This window comes from Streptomyces sp. NPDC043738 (assembly GCF_056436545.1).
Map to the genome: position 1 here is coordinate 362,746 of NZ_JBWKCJ010000004.1, position 14,518 is coordinate 377,263.

Below are 14,518 nucleotides of genomic sequence, written 5' to 3' on the forward strand. Positions count from 1 at the left end.
GCGGGCCCGGCGGCGCCGGTGAGCGGGCCGGGGGTGTCCCGGCAGGCGGGGTCAGGAACGCGGGGCGTCGGGCTCGGCGGCCCGGGCGGCGTTCTTCTCCTTGATGCGCACGGCTTCCTTGCGGACCTCGGCCTGGGTGGCGCGCTCCTTCTGCAGCCAGTCGGGGCTCTCCTCCTTGAGCGCCTCGATCTGCTCCGTGGTGAGCGGCTCGGTGACCCCGCCGCGGGCGAGACCCGAGATGGACACGCCCAGCTTCGCCGCGACCACCGGCCGGGGGTGCGGGCCGTTGCGTCGCAGCTCCTGCAGCCACTCGGGCGGATCGGCCTGCAGGGCGTTCAGCTCGGTGCGCGAGACGACACCCTCCTGGAACTCGGCGGGGGTGGCCTCGAGGTACACGCCCAGCTTCTTCGCCGCGGTCGCGGGCTTCATCGTCTGGGCGGTCTTGTGCGACGTCATGTGTCAAGGGTATCGAGCGTGTGCACCGCCTCTGACCACGACCGGTAGCCTGGTGCGGTGACCGGCTCGGAAGAATCCCCCTCGTTCCGGCTCGCCTACGTCCCGGGAGTGACGCCCACGAAGTGGGTGCGGATCTGGAACGAGCGGCTGCCCGACATCCCCCTGACCCTCATCGGGGTGCCCGCCGCCGAGGCGTGCGAGGTCCTGCGGGGCGGCGACGCCGACGCGGGTTTCGTACGGCTGCCGGTCGACCGGGACGACCTCAGCGCGATCCCGCTCTACACCGAGACGACGGTGGTCGTGGTCCCCAAGGACCACCTCGTGGCGGCGGTCGACGAGGTCTCGGCCGAGGATCTGGCCGACGAGATCGTGCTGCACCCCCTCGACGACACCCTCGACTGGGAGCGCCTGCCGGGGCGGCCCGCCATCGAGCGCCCCGCCACGACGGCGGACGCCATCGCACTGGTGGCGGCCGGAGTGGGCGTGCTCGTCGTCCCGCAGTCGCTGGCCCGGCTGCACCACCGCAAGGACCTGACCTACCGTCCGGTCCTGGACGCTCCCGCCTCGCGCGTGGCGCTGTCGTGGCCGCAGGAGGAGACCACCGACCTGGTGGAGGACTTCATCGGGATCGTCCGCGGGCGGACCGTCAACAGCTCGCGGGGGCGCCGCCCGACTCCCGCGCAGCCCAAGGCCAAGCGCCCCGACACCGGCGGCGCGCGGCGCAAGCCCGCGGCCGGCAAGTCGGCCGGGAAGACCTCGCGCGGCACTGCCGGCGGTTCACGGGGCGGCGGCAAGCGCGGTAAGCCCCGCCGCCGGTCGTAGGGCCCGCCGCCGGCCGCGCCTCAGGCGTGCTGCGGCATCTCGTTCTTCAGCGTCGACCTGATCTGCTCGCGCAGTTCGGGGCTGTCGGTGTGGCCGTGGACGGAGACCGCGTGCTCGCTGGCGGCGCGGACCACCTCTTCCTCCTCACCGGAGATGACGAGGCTGCAGTTCGTCTCGCTCGGGAAGTCCCGGCAGTCGATCTTCTTGCGCATGGTGCACCTCCTCCTCTCCCAGTCTCGGCCCGTGGCGCCCGCCCTCCGCATACGGCGAATCCCGTATGGCGCGAGGGGTGACCGTGCTGCTGCAGTGGGAGATGAGCGGTAGTGAGACAAGAGGGAGAAGGCAAGGAGGTGGGAGGGATGGCGAGGGCCGCCGGGGCCGACCGCGGGAGCACTGTGGACGAGGGGCGTGTGCAGGAGTTCCTGGAGCGTGTGATCACCGACGGCGGGGCCGCGGTCGCCGGTCTGTGCACCTCGCTCGGCGACCGGCTGGGCCTGTACTCGGCCATGGCCGGCGCCGGTCCGCTCACCTCCGCACAGCTCGCGGAGCGCACCGGGCTCGTGGAGCGCTATGTGCGCGAATGGCTCGCCGCCCAGGTGGCCGGCGAGTACGTCACGCATGCGGCCGCCACCGACACCTACGAGCTGCCCGACGAGCACGCCGCGGTCCTCGCGGACCCGGGAGCGCCCACCTACGCCGCCGGTTTCTTCACCATGATGCAGGCCCTCTACGCCACCGAGGACAGCCTGATGGAGGCGTTCCGCACCGGTGAGGGCGTGGGGTGGGAGGAACACGGCCCGGCGCTGTTCGACGGCACCGCGGAGTTCTTCCGGCCCGGATACCGAGCCGCGCTGGTGCCGGAGTGGCTGACCGCGCTGGACGGCGTGGTGCAGAAGCTGGAGCGCGGCGCCCTCGTCGCGGACGTCGGATGCGGCTACGGCTACTCCACGACGCTCATGGCGCAGGCCTTCCCCCGGTCGCACTTCCAGGGCTTCGACTTCCACCGGCCGTCGATCGAAGCGGCCCGCGGCATCGCGGCCGAGCAGGGGCTGGACGACCGGGTCGGCTTCGAGGTCGCCACCGCCCAGGACTTCCCGGGCGAGGACTTCGACCTGATCACGTTCTTCGACTGCCTGCACGACATCGGCGACCCCGGCGGCGCGCTGCGGCACGCCGAGCACGCGCTCGCCGACGGCGGGACCTGCATGATCGTCGAGCCGAACGCCTCGGCGAACGTGGCGGAGAACGCCAACCCGGTCGGCCGGGCCATCACCGCCGCCTCGGTCGCCGTGTGCCTGCCGTCCGCGCTGGCCCAGCACGGTCCGCAGGCGCTGGGGAACCACGCGGGCGAGGAGGCCCTGCGGGACATCGCGGACGAAGCCGGACTCCACCACTGGCGGCTGGCGGCCGAGAGCCCGGTCAACCGCGTCTATGCCGTCGGGCGTTAGTAGCGCCTGACGCGCCCGGCCGGTCTTCCCCCGGCCGGCCGGGTGGCTTCCCCCAGGACCGCGGCGCCTCCCCGCCCCGCGGTCCTGCCTTGACTGCCCCCTACCCGCTCGTACGCTGGAGGTATGAATGCGGCGGCGGAGGCCGGGCTGCGACGCATTCTCGCCGTCGTGGACCTGCTGATCGATGCCGTCGACGAGGAGACCCTCGTCCCGGCGCTGCTTCCGGTGATGCTCTCCGCGGTCCCCGGCGACAGCATCATCTGGTCGCCCCGCGCCGGCGCCGCCGACCGGCCGCTGACCCTCCCCGCCGATCTGCTGAGCCAGGACGTACGGGACGCCTTCGCCCGTGAGGCGGCGACCGACTCGCTGGTGCGGCACACCACGACGGGACCCGGTACACCGATGCGCCGCTCCACGCTGCAGACCCGCAGCGAGTTCCACGCCCTCGCCGTCTACACCGACGTCTACCGGCCCTTCGGCGCCGAGCAGCAGCTCGCGATGTCGTTCCCGGCCGGCTACGCCGAGGGGGTGCCGCGCAAGGTGTGCATGGCGATCAGCCGCAGCGGCGGCGACTTCTCCGACGACGACGTGGCGGCCGCCGCCCTGTTGCGCACCCGGCTCAGCCACGCCATGGACCGGCTCGCCCCGCCGCGCACCGTCCCGCCCCTGATCACCCGCCGGGAATCCGCCGTCCTGACCCTGCTCGCCCGCGGGCTGAGCAACCAGCAGATCGCCCGCCGCCTCGCGATCAGCCCGCGCACCGTCGACAAACACCTGGAGCACGCCTACGCGAAACTGCGGGTCAGCAGCCGGGTCGAGGCGGCGAACGCATGGCTGGCGCGGGGAGCCACGGCGGTACGGCTCGGGCCGTAGACCGCGCGACCGCGCACCGGCCCGGTCGCCCGGCGGCGCCGGACCGTCAGCGGGGGACGGCGCGCCGGCGGTAGCTGACCTTGTCGTGCTGGACCCGGGTGACCTCGACGGTCAGCTGCCGGTCGGGGCCGAGGGGGAAGTGCGCGGTGCAGCGCACCGCCGCGGACGGCACGGGCCTAAGGTCGCCGAAGCACCGCACCGCGTCGGGCCCGTGACGGAACGGCAGGGTGAGCTGGCCGCTGACGCTTCTGGCTATCTCGGTGCGCAGCACGGTGTGGGTGCCGCCGTCGACCTCGCTGGTGGCTTCGCGGTCGCGCAGCCGGGCGGCGGCCAGGGCGAGGGCTCCGGCCGCCAGGAGGCAGGTGACGATGCCGATGACCAGGCCGAGGGTGGCGCCGCGCCGCTGGGGGTGTGCGTGCACCGCCGTCAGCCCCGGGGCCCGCGGGGGCGCCGGCGGTGGGCGAGGGCTCCCCAGCCGGCCGCGCCCAGCAGCAGCGCACCGCCGAGCGCCGTGGTGACCGGGCCGTTGCCGGCGGCGCCGCCGAGGCCGGTGTGCGAGCCGCCCTGCGGAACGACGTCGTCGGCACCGCCGGGCGCATCGCTACCGCCGGAGACACCGGTACCGCTGGAGACGCCGGCGCCGCCGGAGACCTCGGCACCGCCGGAGACATCGGCGCTGTCGGAGACGGTCACGGTGCCGGAGAAGGCCTGCCGGCCGTCGGCACCGCTCTGCTGGTCGCCGGATGCGCCGTGCGCCGCGGGGCCCGGTCCGCTGCCCGCCCCGCCGCAGGTGACGGTGACGGGGTACGTACCGGGCGCGATGCCCTGCGGCATGGTCGCGGTGCCACCGAACCGGCCGTCGAGGGGGGACAGCGGCACGGCCGGGATGTCCGCGCCGCCGAAGCCGGCCTCGGCCGACTCGCCCCGGCAGTTGCCGCCGTCGTAGACCGTGAAGGCGGCGCCGGGCGCCACGGTGGCGGGCTCGACGACCACCGGGTGCGAGGTGTCCGAGGCGGGTGTGGCGCTTTTGACGGCGCCCTTCACCGCGTTGCTCACCGCATCGGTGACGGCCCCGGTGGCGGCGTCCGCTCCCCCACCGTCGCCGCCGCCGAAGAGCAGGAGGGTCACCGCCAGCGCACCGGCCGCCAGCGCATACAGAGGAATGTGGCGTATGTGCATAGAACGAGACAAGCGCCCGGCCGGGGAGTGCGCACCTCGATGGCGCGCCGCCCGCGGGGCCGCGCACCGGGGCAACGGCGCTGCGCACGCTCTTCCCGCAGGTCACACGGGCGCGCCCGCCCAAAGCGGCCGAGCCGGCGGGATGGGCTTTCCGGGTGGCGCGCGGCTCAGGCCTCCAACTGGAGGTCCCACCCGCCGGAGCGGCGGGTCAGGGTGGTCACCGACAGCGGCTGGACGTCGATGCGCCAGTACGAGTACGGCGGCGCCTGGAGCGCGTAGACCAGGGCGGCGCGGACCACGCCGGGCTCGGCGACCGCGAGCAGGCCGTCGGCGTCCTCGGCCGGCCGGGTGTCCAGCCAGCCGCCGACGCGGGTGATGAAGGCCACCAGCGACTCCCCGCCGTGCGGAGCGGAGCCCGGGTCGGCGAGCCAGGTCTCCACCGCGCGGGGCTCGGCGGCGGTCACCTCGCCCAGGGTGCGGCCGCGCCAGCGCCCCATGTCGCAGTCCCGGAGCGCCGGTTGGGCGAGCGGGCCGAGGCCCAGCGCCTCGCCGGTCTCCCGGCAGCGGGCCGACGGCGAGCAGTAGCGCAGTTCGGCGGCGGCCAGGCGGCACAGCACGGGGGCGGCCCGCTCGGCCGCGTGCCATCCGGCGGCGTCGAGCGGGCGGTCGTCGTCGAACCGCGTCGCGAGCAGCGAGGAGCTGCGGGCCGCGGCGAGCAGCTTGAGTCGAACGCTCATTCGCCGATGGTAAGAGCAGGGCCGCCCCGCAGGCTCCTGTTGGTCAGATCACGATAGGACCGGGGTCGACCAGTCCGAGCGTCATCCACTGTTCCGGCGCCACCAGGGGCCGGAAGCCGACCTTCTCGTACACGCCGTGGGCGTCCTTGGTGGCGAGCGTCAGCCGGCCCAGCCCGCAGGGTGCCAGGTGCTCGGCTATCGCCTCCACCAGGGTTGTGCCCAGGCCCCGGCCGCGGTCGTCGCGGCAGACGTAGACGTCGCACAGCCAGGCGAAGGTGGCGTGGTCGGTGACGACCCGGGCGTAGGCGACCTGGCGGCCGGAGACGGTCTGGTACAGACCGAAGTTGAGCGAGCCCGCGACGGCGCGGTCGTGCAGCTCCCGGGGGCGGCCCTGGGCCCAGTAGGTGTCGGTGGACAGCCAGTGGTGCACCAGGTCGGCGTCGAGGCGGGCCGGGTCGCAGCTGAGCTCGTAGCCGTCGAGGGCGTGATCGTTCATGCCGGGAGGTTCGCAGAAGAGCCGGGGCCGCGTCGAACCACTTGACGCGGTGAGCGGAGCGGTGCCCGGCCCGCCCGCCGCGCTGCCGCGGCCCGCCCGCGCCCTCAGCTCGCCGGCACCCCCACGTCCTCGCAGGCCGTGCGCAGCCTGCGGACGCCCTCCGTGAGTTCGCCGATGCCGGCCGCGGCCGCGAAGCTGATGCGCAGATGTCCGGCCGGCGGCTCGGCGGGGAAGTACGGCCGGCCGGCCGCGACGGCGACGCCGGCCCGCAGCGCCGCGCCGGTCAGCGCCGCCTCGTCAATGCCGTCCGGCAGCCGCAGCCAGAGGTGGAATCCGCCCGGCGGGATGTGCAGGCCGCCGGGCCGTCCCCGGTCCCTGCCGTACTCCGTCCCGGGTCCGGGTCCGTGCTCGACCAGCGCGGGCAGCCGCGTGCGCAGGGCTGCGGTCAGCGCGTTGCGGCGGGCGGTCAACTCGCCCGCGACCAGCCGCAGATGGCGGGACCAGGCGGGGGATCCGACGAGTTCCAGGGCGGCCTCCTGCAGTGGCCCCGGGACGAAGAAGTTGTCGACGACCTGGACGGCGCGCAGCCGGTCGAGGACCGGGCCGCGGGCGGCGAGGACGCCCACCCGGAGGTTGGGCGAGGTGATCTTGGTCAGGGAGCGGATGTGCACGACCGTGCCGTCGCGGTCCTCCGCCATCAGCGTCGGCGGGAGCGCGGGGGCGTCGCCGTGGCCCAGCAGCCGCGCGAAGTCGTCCTCGATCACGAACGCGCCGGCCGCGCGGGCCACCCGCAGCACCTCGCGCCGCCGCTCCCCCGCGAGCACCGTCCCGGTCGGGTTCTGGAACAGCGGCTGGCAGACGAAGAGCCGCGCGCCGCTGGCGCGGAAGGCGTCGGCGAGCAGGTCCGTACGCACCCCGTCCGCGTCCATCGGCACGGGCACCGGCCGCACGCCGGAGGCGCGGGCGACGGCGAGCATGCCCGGGTAGGTCGGGGACTCCACGAGCACCGGAGCGCCGGGCGCGGCGAGCGCGCGCAGCGCGGCGGTCAGCGCGTTCTGGCCGCCCGCGGTGACCAGGACGTCGCTCGCGGCGAGCGCGCCGCCGGGGCCGCCGATCTCCCGCGCGAACCAGGCGCGCAGCTCCGGCACGCCCTCGACCGGCGGCCGCCCCCAGGCGCCCGGCCGGCGACCGGCCCGGGCCAGTGCGGCGGCCAGGGCCCGTTCGGGCTGCAGACCGGGGTGGAGGTAGCCGCCGTTGAGTTCGATCACTCCGGGGGCGGGTGTGGCGAGCGTGGCCAGCACGCCGGAGGCGTCGACGCTGCGCGGCACCTGGTCGGCGGCCGGTTCCGCGCTCAGCGCGATCTCCTGCCAGGAGGTGTCGACCGGCCGCGGCGCCTCGGAGCGGGGCCGGGCCCGGAAGGCCCCGGCGCCGGGACGGGTGACGACCAGACCCTCGGCGGCCAGTTCGGCCAGCGCCCGGGAGACGGTCACCGGACTGACCCGATGCCGCTCCACGAGTACCCGACTCGACGGCAGCTTCTCACCTGGGGAGTAGCGGTCCAGCTCCCTCCGGAGGGTCGCGGCCAGCTCAGCCCCACTGCTACGCTCTTGCATGAGAGCACACGATAGCGCTACTACCCCGACTGCGATAGCGGTCGACGTCCCGCCCGCCGCCGGCCAGGGTGCCCCGCCCCGCGCGTCCACCGACGCGGGTGCGGCAGCCCCCATCGCCGACCGCGCCGCGGGCACCCGTGGCGCCCTGCTCGCCGCCCTCGGCGTCGCCGCCTTCTCGTTCACCTTCCCCGCGACCGCCTGGGCCCTGGAGGGCATGGGCCCCTGGACGGTGGTGATGCTGCGCAGCGTGCTGGCCACCGCGCTGGCCGGCGGCGCGCTCGCGGTGTTCAGGGTGCGCGTTCCCGAGCGCCGCCACTGGGCGGGGATCGCGGTCGTCACGGGCGGTGTGGTCCTCGGCTTCCCGCTGCTGACCACACTCGCCCTGGAGACCTCCACCACCTCTCATGCGGCCGTGGTGATCGGCCTGCTGCCCCTGGCCACCGCCGCCGGCTCCGTCATACGGACCGGCGCCCGGCCCTCCCGCACCTTCTGGATCGCGTCGCTGATCGGTGCCGCCGTCGTCATCGGCTTCACGGTGCAGCAGAGCGGCGGGGCGCCGAGTCGCGGCGATCTGTTCCTGTTCGCGGCGCTGCTGGTGTGCGCGGCCGGCTACACCGAGGGCGGCCGGCTGGCCCGCCACATGCCGGGCTGGCAGGTCATGGGCTGGGCACTGGTGCTGGCGCTCCCGCTGACGGCGGTGGGCACGGCGGTCGCGCTCTCGACCGAACCGCTGCGGCTGACCGCGCACGCGGTCGGCGGGCTGCTGTGGCTGGCGATCGGCTCGCAGTTCCTCGGGATGGTCGTCTGGTACCGGGGAATGGCCGCGATCGGCATCGCCAAGGCGAGCCAGCTCCAGCTCGCCCAGCCGCTGCTGACGTTGGTGTGGTCCGTCCTGCTGCTCGGCGAGCAGCTGCCGCCGGCCGCACCCGCGGCCGCACTGGCGGTCCTGGCCTGCATCGCCGTCACCCAGAGAGCACGGGGGTAGCTGCCGCGAGGGCACAGGGGTAGCTGCCGCGAGGGCACGGAGGTGTTGCCGCCCACCGGGAGGCACGACACGAACGCCACCCCCGGGGAGACACGACGCGAACGCCGGCCCCTGGGGAGGCACGACGCGAGCGCCCCCCGGGGGGGGCACCGAGCGAACGTCACCCCTGCGGGCACCGCGCGAACGCCGCCCCGGGGAGGCACCGAACGCACGTCAACCCTGCGGGCACCACGCGAACGCCGCCCCGGGGAAGCACCGAACGATGCCGGCCCACCGGGGGGGCGCCGCCCATCTGCTCTCCTGGCCGGCCCAACTGCCCTCCCGGCCGCCCCACCTCCTCTCCTGCCCCGCCCACCCCCCTTTGGGGGTGGGCGGAGGGGAATTTACGAGCGGCCTTCCAAGGTGCGCCCCCCGCCTCCGGACGTAAACTTGCCGCGATGGCACGTACCGCCGTCCGGGCCGCGTCAGGCCCGTCAACCGTTGGAATCGTTGGCCGTTCAACCGCTCGGCCGTCGCGTCGTCGGCCGTACGGGTCGCATGGCCGCCCGAAGCGTGGAGGACCCCTGATGCACGCGACCAAGGGCGACCGGCTGGTGGTGCACGGCAGGACCGTGGGACATCACGACCGGGTCGTCGAGATCATCGAGGTACTGGGGACGAACGGCGATCCGCCGTACCGTGTCCGTGCCGAGGACGGACACGAAGCGATCATGTCGCCCGGCCCCGACTCGGTCGTCCGGCACGCGAAGACCTCCGACATCGACCCCGGCCGGTAAGGCACCGCATACGGATTCCGCGACGGCCGTGGCGGAAGGTCGCTACGGCCGTGTCGGGCTGCCGTAGTGATCGCGTACGACCCGCGCCAGCGCCCCCGTCCGGTCCCTGGCCACCTCCTTCGCCGAGAAGTAGACATGCCCGCCGACCTGCGGGTGGGCGCGGGCGAAGGTGAGGTGCCGGGAGAGTTCGGCCGGGTCCTTCCAGGCCGCCGGCTCGCTGCTGCCGGCCTTGTAGAGCGCCTCGCCGATGTAGAGGTCGACGCCGGTGCCCTCGACGGTCCGTGACCACCAGGGCACCAGTTCGGCGTAGTCGGCGCCCGTGGTCCCGAGCGGCCAGTAGACCTGCGGCACGATGTAGTCCAGCCAGCCCTCGCGCACCCATCGGCGGGTGTCGGCGTACATGTCGTCATAGGTCTCCACCCCGGCCCGCGTACGGGAACCCTGCGGGTCGGTGCTCTGATTGCGCCAGACCGCGAACGGGCTGACGCCGAACCGCACCCGGCGCCCGGTCCGCGCTCCCCCCTCCTGTAGCCGCTGCGCCGTCTCGAGGACGAGCCGGTCGATGTTGTCCCGCCGCCAGTCGGCCCGGTTGTCGAAGTCGCCGCCGTAGGTGTCGTACGCCTCGTCGTCGTCGAAGCGCGCGCCGGCGACCGGATACGGATAGAAGTAGTCGTCGAAGTGCAGTCCGTCGACGGGGTAGCGGGCGACCGCGTCCAGCATCGCGTCCTGGACGAAGCCGCGGACCTCCGGCAGCCCGGGGTCGTAGTAGAGCTTGCCGCCGTACGCGACCGTCCACCACGAGTTCCGGCGGGCCGGGTGGCCGGCCGCCAGCCGCTGCGGATCGGTGTGGTGGGCGATCCGGTACGGGTTGCACCACGCGTGCAGTTCGAGCCCGCGGCGGTGCGCCTCGCGGACCGCGAAGTCCAGCGGGTCCCACCCGGGGTCGCGGCCCTGCTGCCCGGTCAGCGACTGGGCCCACGGCTCGTACGGGGAGGGCCACAGCGCGTCCGCGGTGGCGCGCACCTGGAAGAAGACCGTGTTGAGCCGGTGCCTGACGGCCGAGTCGAAGTGGGCGCGCAGCTCGCGCTGTTGCTCGGCGGGGGAGAGTCTCGCGCTGGAGGGCCAGTCCAGGTTGCCGACGGTCGCCAGCCACATGCCCCGCATCTCGCGCCGCGGCGCACCTGCCGAGGGCGCCGCCGCCGCACCCGGCGCCAGCAGCGAGGAGGCCGCGCCGAGCGCGGCCACCGCGAAGCCCCTTCGTGTGATCCGTCTCATCAAAAGTCCCCAGCTTGTCCGTTTCATCCTGTCCTGAGGGCTCAGAATGCCCGCCCCGGCGGCCGTAGCACAGCACCGCGCGGAGTAACGTCGGGGCCGAGGCGGGCGTCGGACCCTTACGGCGTACCGCCGGTCCTGAAGAACAGCGAAAGGCACGAGGTGACGGACTCATTTGCCGACATTGCACGCGTCGGAGTGGTCGGTTGCGGCCAGATGGGCGCAGGCATCGCCGAGGTGTGCGCCCGCGCCGGGCTGGACGTCATGGTCGCCGAGACCACCGGCGAGGCTCTGGAGCTGGGCCGCACCCGCTTGACCAACTCCCTCGGCAAGGCCGCCGAGCGCGGCAAGATCACCGTCGCGGAGCGCGACGCGACACTCGACCGGCTCAGCTTCACCACCGACCTCGGTGAGTTCGCCGACCGCGATCTCGTCATCGAGGCCGTCGTGGAGAACGAACAGGTCAAGACCGAGATCTTCCAGGTCCTCGATCAGGTGATCACCCGGCCGGACGCGATCCTGGCGTCCAACACCTCGTCGATCCCGCTGGTGAAGCTGGCGGTCGCCACCTCCCGCCCCGACCAGGTCATCGGCATCCACTTCTTCAACCCCGCCCCGGTGCAGAAGCTGGTGGAGCTCATCCCCGCCCTCACCACCGGCGAGGAGACCATCAAGCGCGCCGAGGCCCTGGTGCAGGACGTGCTGGGCAAGCACGCCATCCGCGCCCAGGACCGCTCCGGCTTCGTCGTCAACGCCCTGCTCATCCCGTATCTGCTCTCCGCGATCCGGATGTTCGAGTCGGGCATCGCCAGCCGCGAGGACATCGACAACGGCATGGAGATGGGCTGCGCCCACCCCATGGGCCCGCTGAAGCTGTCCGACCTGATCGGCCTGGACACCGTGGTCTCGGTCGCCGACTCCATGTACCACGAGTACAAGGAACCCCTCTACGCCGCTCCCCCGCTGCTCCAGCGCATGGTCGACGCCGGCCGCCTGGGCCGGAAGTCGGGGTCGGGGTTCTACTCGTACTGAGAACGGGATGCTCGGGAGGAGTGCCCGCCCGCCGCTCGGGGGAGTTCCGGCGGGCGGACTCCGGGCCGGCGGGCGCCCATCCGCCGGCTCCGGTTCCCCGTGGGGAGTTCGAGTCAACTCCCCCGCGCGTGGACACGGAAGCGTGTGCGGGGACCCGGCGGGGGTGCGCGGTTCACACCCCGTGCGCATGCCGCCCCGCCGTCACCCGCGGTCACTTCACACGGGGTGTGAAGTGCAGACCCGCATCTGCCCACCGCACACGCTCCCGCCCTTCGGCGCAGCGCAGTTGACTGAGGCGCGTACGCACGACGAAGTCGCTGACCGAAGGAATGAGGAGCGGACCGTGACCGCCCACCCCGAACCCGACCTGACCCCCGCCGACTTAGCGGAGCTGAGGCGTCTGCTCGACGTACGCACCGCCCGGGTCGACGGCCAACTCGCGCTGCAGGCGCAGCGCTCCGAGCAGAGCGCGCGTGACGCGGACGAACTGACCGCCCGCGTCACGCGGCTGGAGAGCACCCGCTGGCCACTGCCGTCCCTCGCCGCACTCACGGGACTCGCGGCACTGGTGGTCGCCCTGTGGCAGGCGCTCGGCCGATGAGCCCGCCGCGGGGGGGGGGGGGGGGCGCCCCCCCCCCCCCCCCCCCGGCCGCCCAGGCCCCCCCCACCAGGTGGGCGGGGGGGCAAACCCACACAGGACCGAGCCCCCCCCGAGACCGCGCCCCCCCCCATTCCCCCTCCCCCCCCCTCCCCCCCCCCCTCCCCCCCCGCCCCCCCCCCCCCCCCCCCCCCCCCCCCCCCCCCCCCCCCCCCCCCCCCCCCCCCCCCCCCCCCCCCCCCCGGCCGGCCCGGTCCCCTCAGCCCAGGTGGATGTGGTGCAGCATCAGCAGGGCCGCGGCCATACCGGCGGCCGGCACCTCCCCCCGGCCCACCATGTCGGGCACCAGCTTCAACGGCACCCACTCGCGCCGCTCGGACTCGAAGTCGTCCTGCGGCAGGCCGAGGTACTCCCCCTCGTCGGACCAGTAGATGTGATGCCGGGCGTCGGTGAGGCCGTTGGACGGCTCCACGGTGAGCAGGTGCCGGAGCGGGCCGGGGCGCCACCCGGTCTCCTCCTCCATCTCCCGCGCGGCCGCGGCCGCGACGTCCTCGCCGTCCTCGACGACCCCGGCCGCCAGCTCCCATCCCCAGGTGTCGGTGATGAACCGGTGCCGCCACAGCAGCAGCACCTCATGGGCGGCGTTGACCACCGTGGCGACGGCGACCGGCCGCATCCGGATCAGGAAGTGGTCCAGGTGACGGCCGTCGGGCAACGCCACATCGGCCAGATTGACCCGGAACCACGGGTTCGCATAGACGGGCTTCTCGCTGAGATTGTTCCACCGCACGTAACTGCCACCTTCCGCTGTTGGACCGGCAAGGTGACACGTGCCCGGTCAGAGCGGAACGCGCAGCACCTCGTCGATGAGTTCGGCCGCCTCGTCCGTCGCGGAGCTCCCGGTCTCCGCCAGATGCTCGCGTACCGCCCGCAGCCGGTCCCGCAGCCGTTGCGACTCCATGCCCCGGGCCTGCTCCGTCATCTGGGCCGCGTTGGCCACGGCCCGGTCCGCATCGCCCTGGCGCAGCTCGATATGGGTGAGCATGGCCAGCCGGTGGACCCGGCCGCGGTCGTGTGCGGGGGTGTCGACGGCGGCGTCCGCCTGCTCCCGGGCGGCCCGCAGGTCACCGAGGCTGAGGAGTGCCTCCGCCACTTGTACGTTCACCAGGCCGGGCTGCACATAGCCCGTCTCGGCCGGCTCCAGCCCGGGCCGGATGCGCTCCGCGGCCGCCTCCGCGCGCCGGATGCACGCCAGTGCGCTGGCGCCGTCGCCGAGCCGGGCGTAGGACTTGGCCTGCATCGCGTAGAGGTCCGCGGAGAGCGCCGGGGTGATCTGCGGGCCCGCGGCCCGCAGCGCGGCCTCCGCGAAGGCGACCGCCTGGCGGTACTCCCGTACGAAGAGGGACTGGTTGACCAGCAGCGCGATGACGTACGCGCCGAGGCCGCGGTCCCCGCTGGCCTTCGCCAGCCGCAGCGCCTGATGGAAGTAGCGCTGGGCCAGCCCGAGGGCGTCGGAGTCGTAGGCGCAGATGCCGGCGACGGCGACCAGGCCGCCGGTCGCCCGGTGGAGCTGACGCCCCGTCGCGTCGCTGTAGCTGCCCCGTAGCAGCGGCGCCGCCTCGGCGTTGAGGAATCCCACGATGCGCGCTCTGGTCGCGATACCGCCCGCCTTGCGGTACATCTGCTCGTAGTGGGTGCGCGCGGCGCGCAGCATCTCGATGTCGGCGAGGCCCACCCGGGTCAGCCCGTCGCGTGAGACATCGCAGTCCTCGGGCGGGTTCTCCCACTCCCATACGGGGATGACCGCCGAGGTGCCGGTGAGCGCGGGGGCGGCGAGCACATGCGGCCGCTGCTGCTCGTCGGACCGCCACAGCGCGGTCGCCCGCTCGACGAAGCCGGACAGCGGGGTGTCGGGGGCGCTGTGGCGTCCCGGGCGGCTCAGTCCGATGTCGTCGAGACCGACCGGCCGGTGCAGCCGTTCGCCGAGGACCTCGCAGATCAGGTCCGGAACCTGTCCGCGCGGCCGCTGGCCCTTCAACCACCGGGCCACCGCGGTGTGTTCGTACCTCAGCACCATCCCGCGCTGCCGCCCCAGGCGGTTGATCCGGGCGGCCAGTCCGGCGTGCGAGATGCCGGCCTCGTCGAGAATCGCATCGAGCAGGGTATTGGGCTCCACAACGGCCTCCCGGTGAGCGGGCCCGTCGTGGGGCTCCCCGCTCATGGCCTTGTCG

At 74.1% G+C, this 14,518-nt stretch carries 17 protein-coding genes; 7 read left to right on the top strand and 10 right to left on the bottom strand.

Annotated elements, in window-relative coordinates; translation table 11 throughout:
- Window positions 1–51: 51 nt before the first annotated feature.
- Window positions 52–456 (bottom strand): DUF5997 family protein, encoded by a 405-nt coding sequence (locus AC0680_RS08925; protein ID WP_478626147.1) that lies wholly within the window; start codon window positions 454–456, stop codon window positions 52–54.
- Between the two features lie 57 nt (window positions 457–513).
- Between AC0680_RS08925 and AC0680_RS08930 the strand changes: the two genes are divergently transcribed.
- On the top strand, window positions 514–1,278 hold the full coding sequence (locus tag AC0680_RS08930; protein ID WP_478626149.1) for a LysR substrate-binding domain-containing protein: 765 nt from the start codon (window positions 514–516) through the stop codon (window positions 1,276–1,278).
- Between the two features lie 20 nt (window positions 1,279–1,298).
- Here the strand turns inward: AC0680_RS08930 and AC0680_RS08935 are convergent, their stop codons facing one another.
- A complete protein-coding gene (locus AC0680_RS08935) occupies window positions 1,299–1,490 on the bottom strand; it encodes a DUF1059 domain-containing protein (RefSeq protein WP_478626150.1) in 192 nt (63 codons plus the stop codon).
- A 147-nt stretch (window positions 1,491–1,637) separates the two neighbouring features.
- Here AC0680_RS08935 and AC0680_RS08940 point away from each other — a divergent pair, with 147 nt between their 5' ends.
- Complete coding sequence (locus AC0680_RS08940; RefSeq protein WP_478626152.1) at window positions 1,638–2,726, top strand: class I SAM-dependent methyltransferase; 1,089 nt, start codon at window positions 1,638–1,640, stop codon at window positions 2,724–2,726.
- Window positions 2,727–2,849: 123 nt separating this feature from the next.
- On the top strand, window positions 2,850–3,599 hold the full coding sequence (locus AC0680_RS08945) for a helix-turn-helix transcriptional regulator (protein WP_478626154.1): 750 nt from the start codon (window positions 2,850–2,852) through the stop codon (window positions 3,597–3,599).
- A 46-nt stretch (window positions 3,600–3,645) separates the two neighbouring features.
- Here the strand turns inward: AC0680_RS08945 and AC0680_RS08950 are convergent, their stop codons facing one another.
- From AC0680_RS08950 to AC0680_RS08970, 5 genes are all read right to left on the bottom strand, one after another.
- Complete coding sequence (locus AC0680_RS08950) at window positions 3,646–4,020, bottom strand: DUF4333 domain-containing protein (RefSeq protein WP_478626156.1); 375 nt, start codon at window positions 4,018–4,020, stop codon at window positions 3,646–3,648.
- Window positions 4,021–4,025: 5 nt separating this feature from the next.
- On the bottom strand, window positions 4,026–4,778 hold the full coding sequence (locus AC0680_RS08955; protein WP_478626157.1) for a hypothetical protein: 753 nt from the start codon (window positions 4,776–4,778) through the stop codon (window positions 4,026–4,028).
- 167 nt (window positions 4,779–4,945) lie between these two features.
- Window positions 4,946–5,515: a histidine phosphatase family protein gene (locus AC0680_RS08960; RefSeq protein ID WP_468976695.1), complete on the bottom strand. Its 570-nt coding sequence runs from the start codon at window positions 5,513–5,515 to the stop codon at window positions 4,946–4,948.
- 43 nt (window positions 5,516–5,558) lie between these two features.
- The gene (locus AC0680_RS08965) at window positions 5,559–6,011 is read right to left on the bottom strand and encodes a GNAT family N-acetyltransferase (protein WP_478626159.1); all 453 of its coding nucleotides are present in this window, start codon (window positions 6,009–6,011) and stop codon (window positions 5,559–5,561) included.
- A 104-nt stretch (window positions 6,012–6,115) separates the two neighbouring features.
- Window positions 6,116–7,624, bottom strand: coding sequence for an aminotransferase-like domain-containing protein (locus AC0680_RS08970; protein WP_478626161.1), 1,509 nt, complete (start codon window positions 7,622–7,624; stop codon window positions 6,116–6,118).
- Here AC0680_RS08970 and AC0680_RS08975 point away from each other — a divergent pair.
- Both AC0680_RS08975 and AC0680_RS08980 read left to right on the top strand, forming a co-directional pair.
- The gene (locus AC0680_RS08975; protein ID WP_478626163.1) at window positions 7,623–8,609 is read left to right on the top strand and encodes a DMT family transporter; all 987 of its coding nucleotides are present in this window, start codon (window positions 7,623–7,625) and stop codon (window positions 8,607–8,609) included. The genes AC0680_RS08970 and AC0680_RS08975 overlap by 2 nt on opposite strands.
- Before the next feature lie 566 nt (window positions 8,610–9,175).
- Window positions 9,176–9,385 (top strand): DUF1918 domain-containing protein, encoded by a 210-nt coding sequence (locus AC0680_RS08980; protein WP_384428818.1) that lies wholly within the window; start codon window positions 9,176–9,178, stop codon window positions 9,383–9,385.
- A gap of 42 nt (window positions 9,386–9,427) precedes the next feature.
- Here the strand turns inward: AC0680_RS08980 and AC0680_RS08985 are convergent, their stop codons facing one another.
- Entirely contained in the window at window positions 9,428–10,660 is a 1,233-nt protein-coding gene (locus AC0680_RS08985; protein WP_478626166.1) for a glycoside hydrolase family 10-like protein, read from the bottom strand.
- Between the two features lie 159 nt (window positions 10,661–10,819).
- Here AC0680_RS08985 and AC0680_RS08990 point away from each other — a divergent pair, with 159 nt between their 5' ends.
- The gene (locus tag AC0680_RS08990) at window positions 10,820–11,689 is read left to right on the top strand and encodes a 3-hydroxybutyryl-CoA dehydrogenase (protein ID WP_393488087.1); all 870 of its coding nucleotides are present in this window, start codon (window positions 10,820–10,822) and stop codon (window positions 11,687–11,689) included.
- Window positions 11,690–12,032: 343 nt separating this feature from the next.
- Window positions 12,033–12,290 carry a hypothetical protein gene (locus AC0680_RS08995; protein ID WP_478626167.1) on the top strand — a complete coding sequence of 86 codons (258 nt, stop codon included), beginning with the start codon at window positions 12,033–12,035 and terminating at the stop codon, window positions 12,288–12,290.
- A 256-nt stretch (window positions 12,291–12,546) separates the two neighbouring features.
- On the opposite strand, the gene AC0680_RS09000 is transcribed toward AC0680_RS08995, so the two are convergent.
- Both AC0680_RS09000 and AC0680_RS09005 read right to left on the bottom strand, forming a co-directional pair.
- Window positions 12,547–13,077 (bottom strand): NUDIX domain-containing protein, encoded by a 531-nt coding sequence (locus tag AC0680_RS09000; RefSeq protein ID WP_393488131.1) that lies wholly within the window; start codon window positions 13,075–13,077, stop codon window positions 12,547–12,549.
- A gap of 48 nt (window positions 13,078–13,125) precedes the next feature.
- Window positions 13,126–14,463 (bottom strand): transcriptional regulator, encoded by a 1,338-nt coding sequence (locus tag AC0680_RS09005; protein WP_478626169.1) that lies wholly within the window; start codon window positions 14,461–14,463, stop codon window positions 13,126–13,128.
- Window positions 14,464–14,518: the final 55 nt, after the last annotated feature.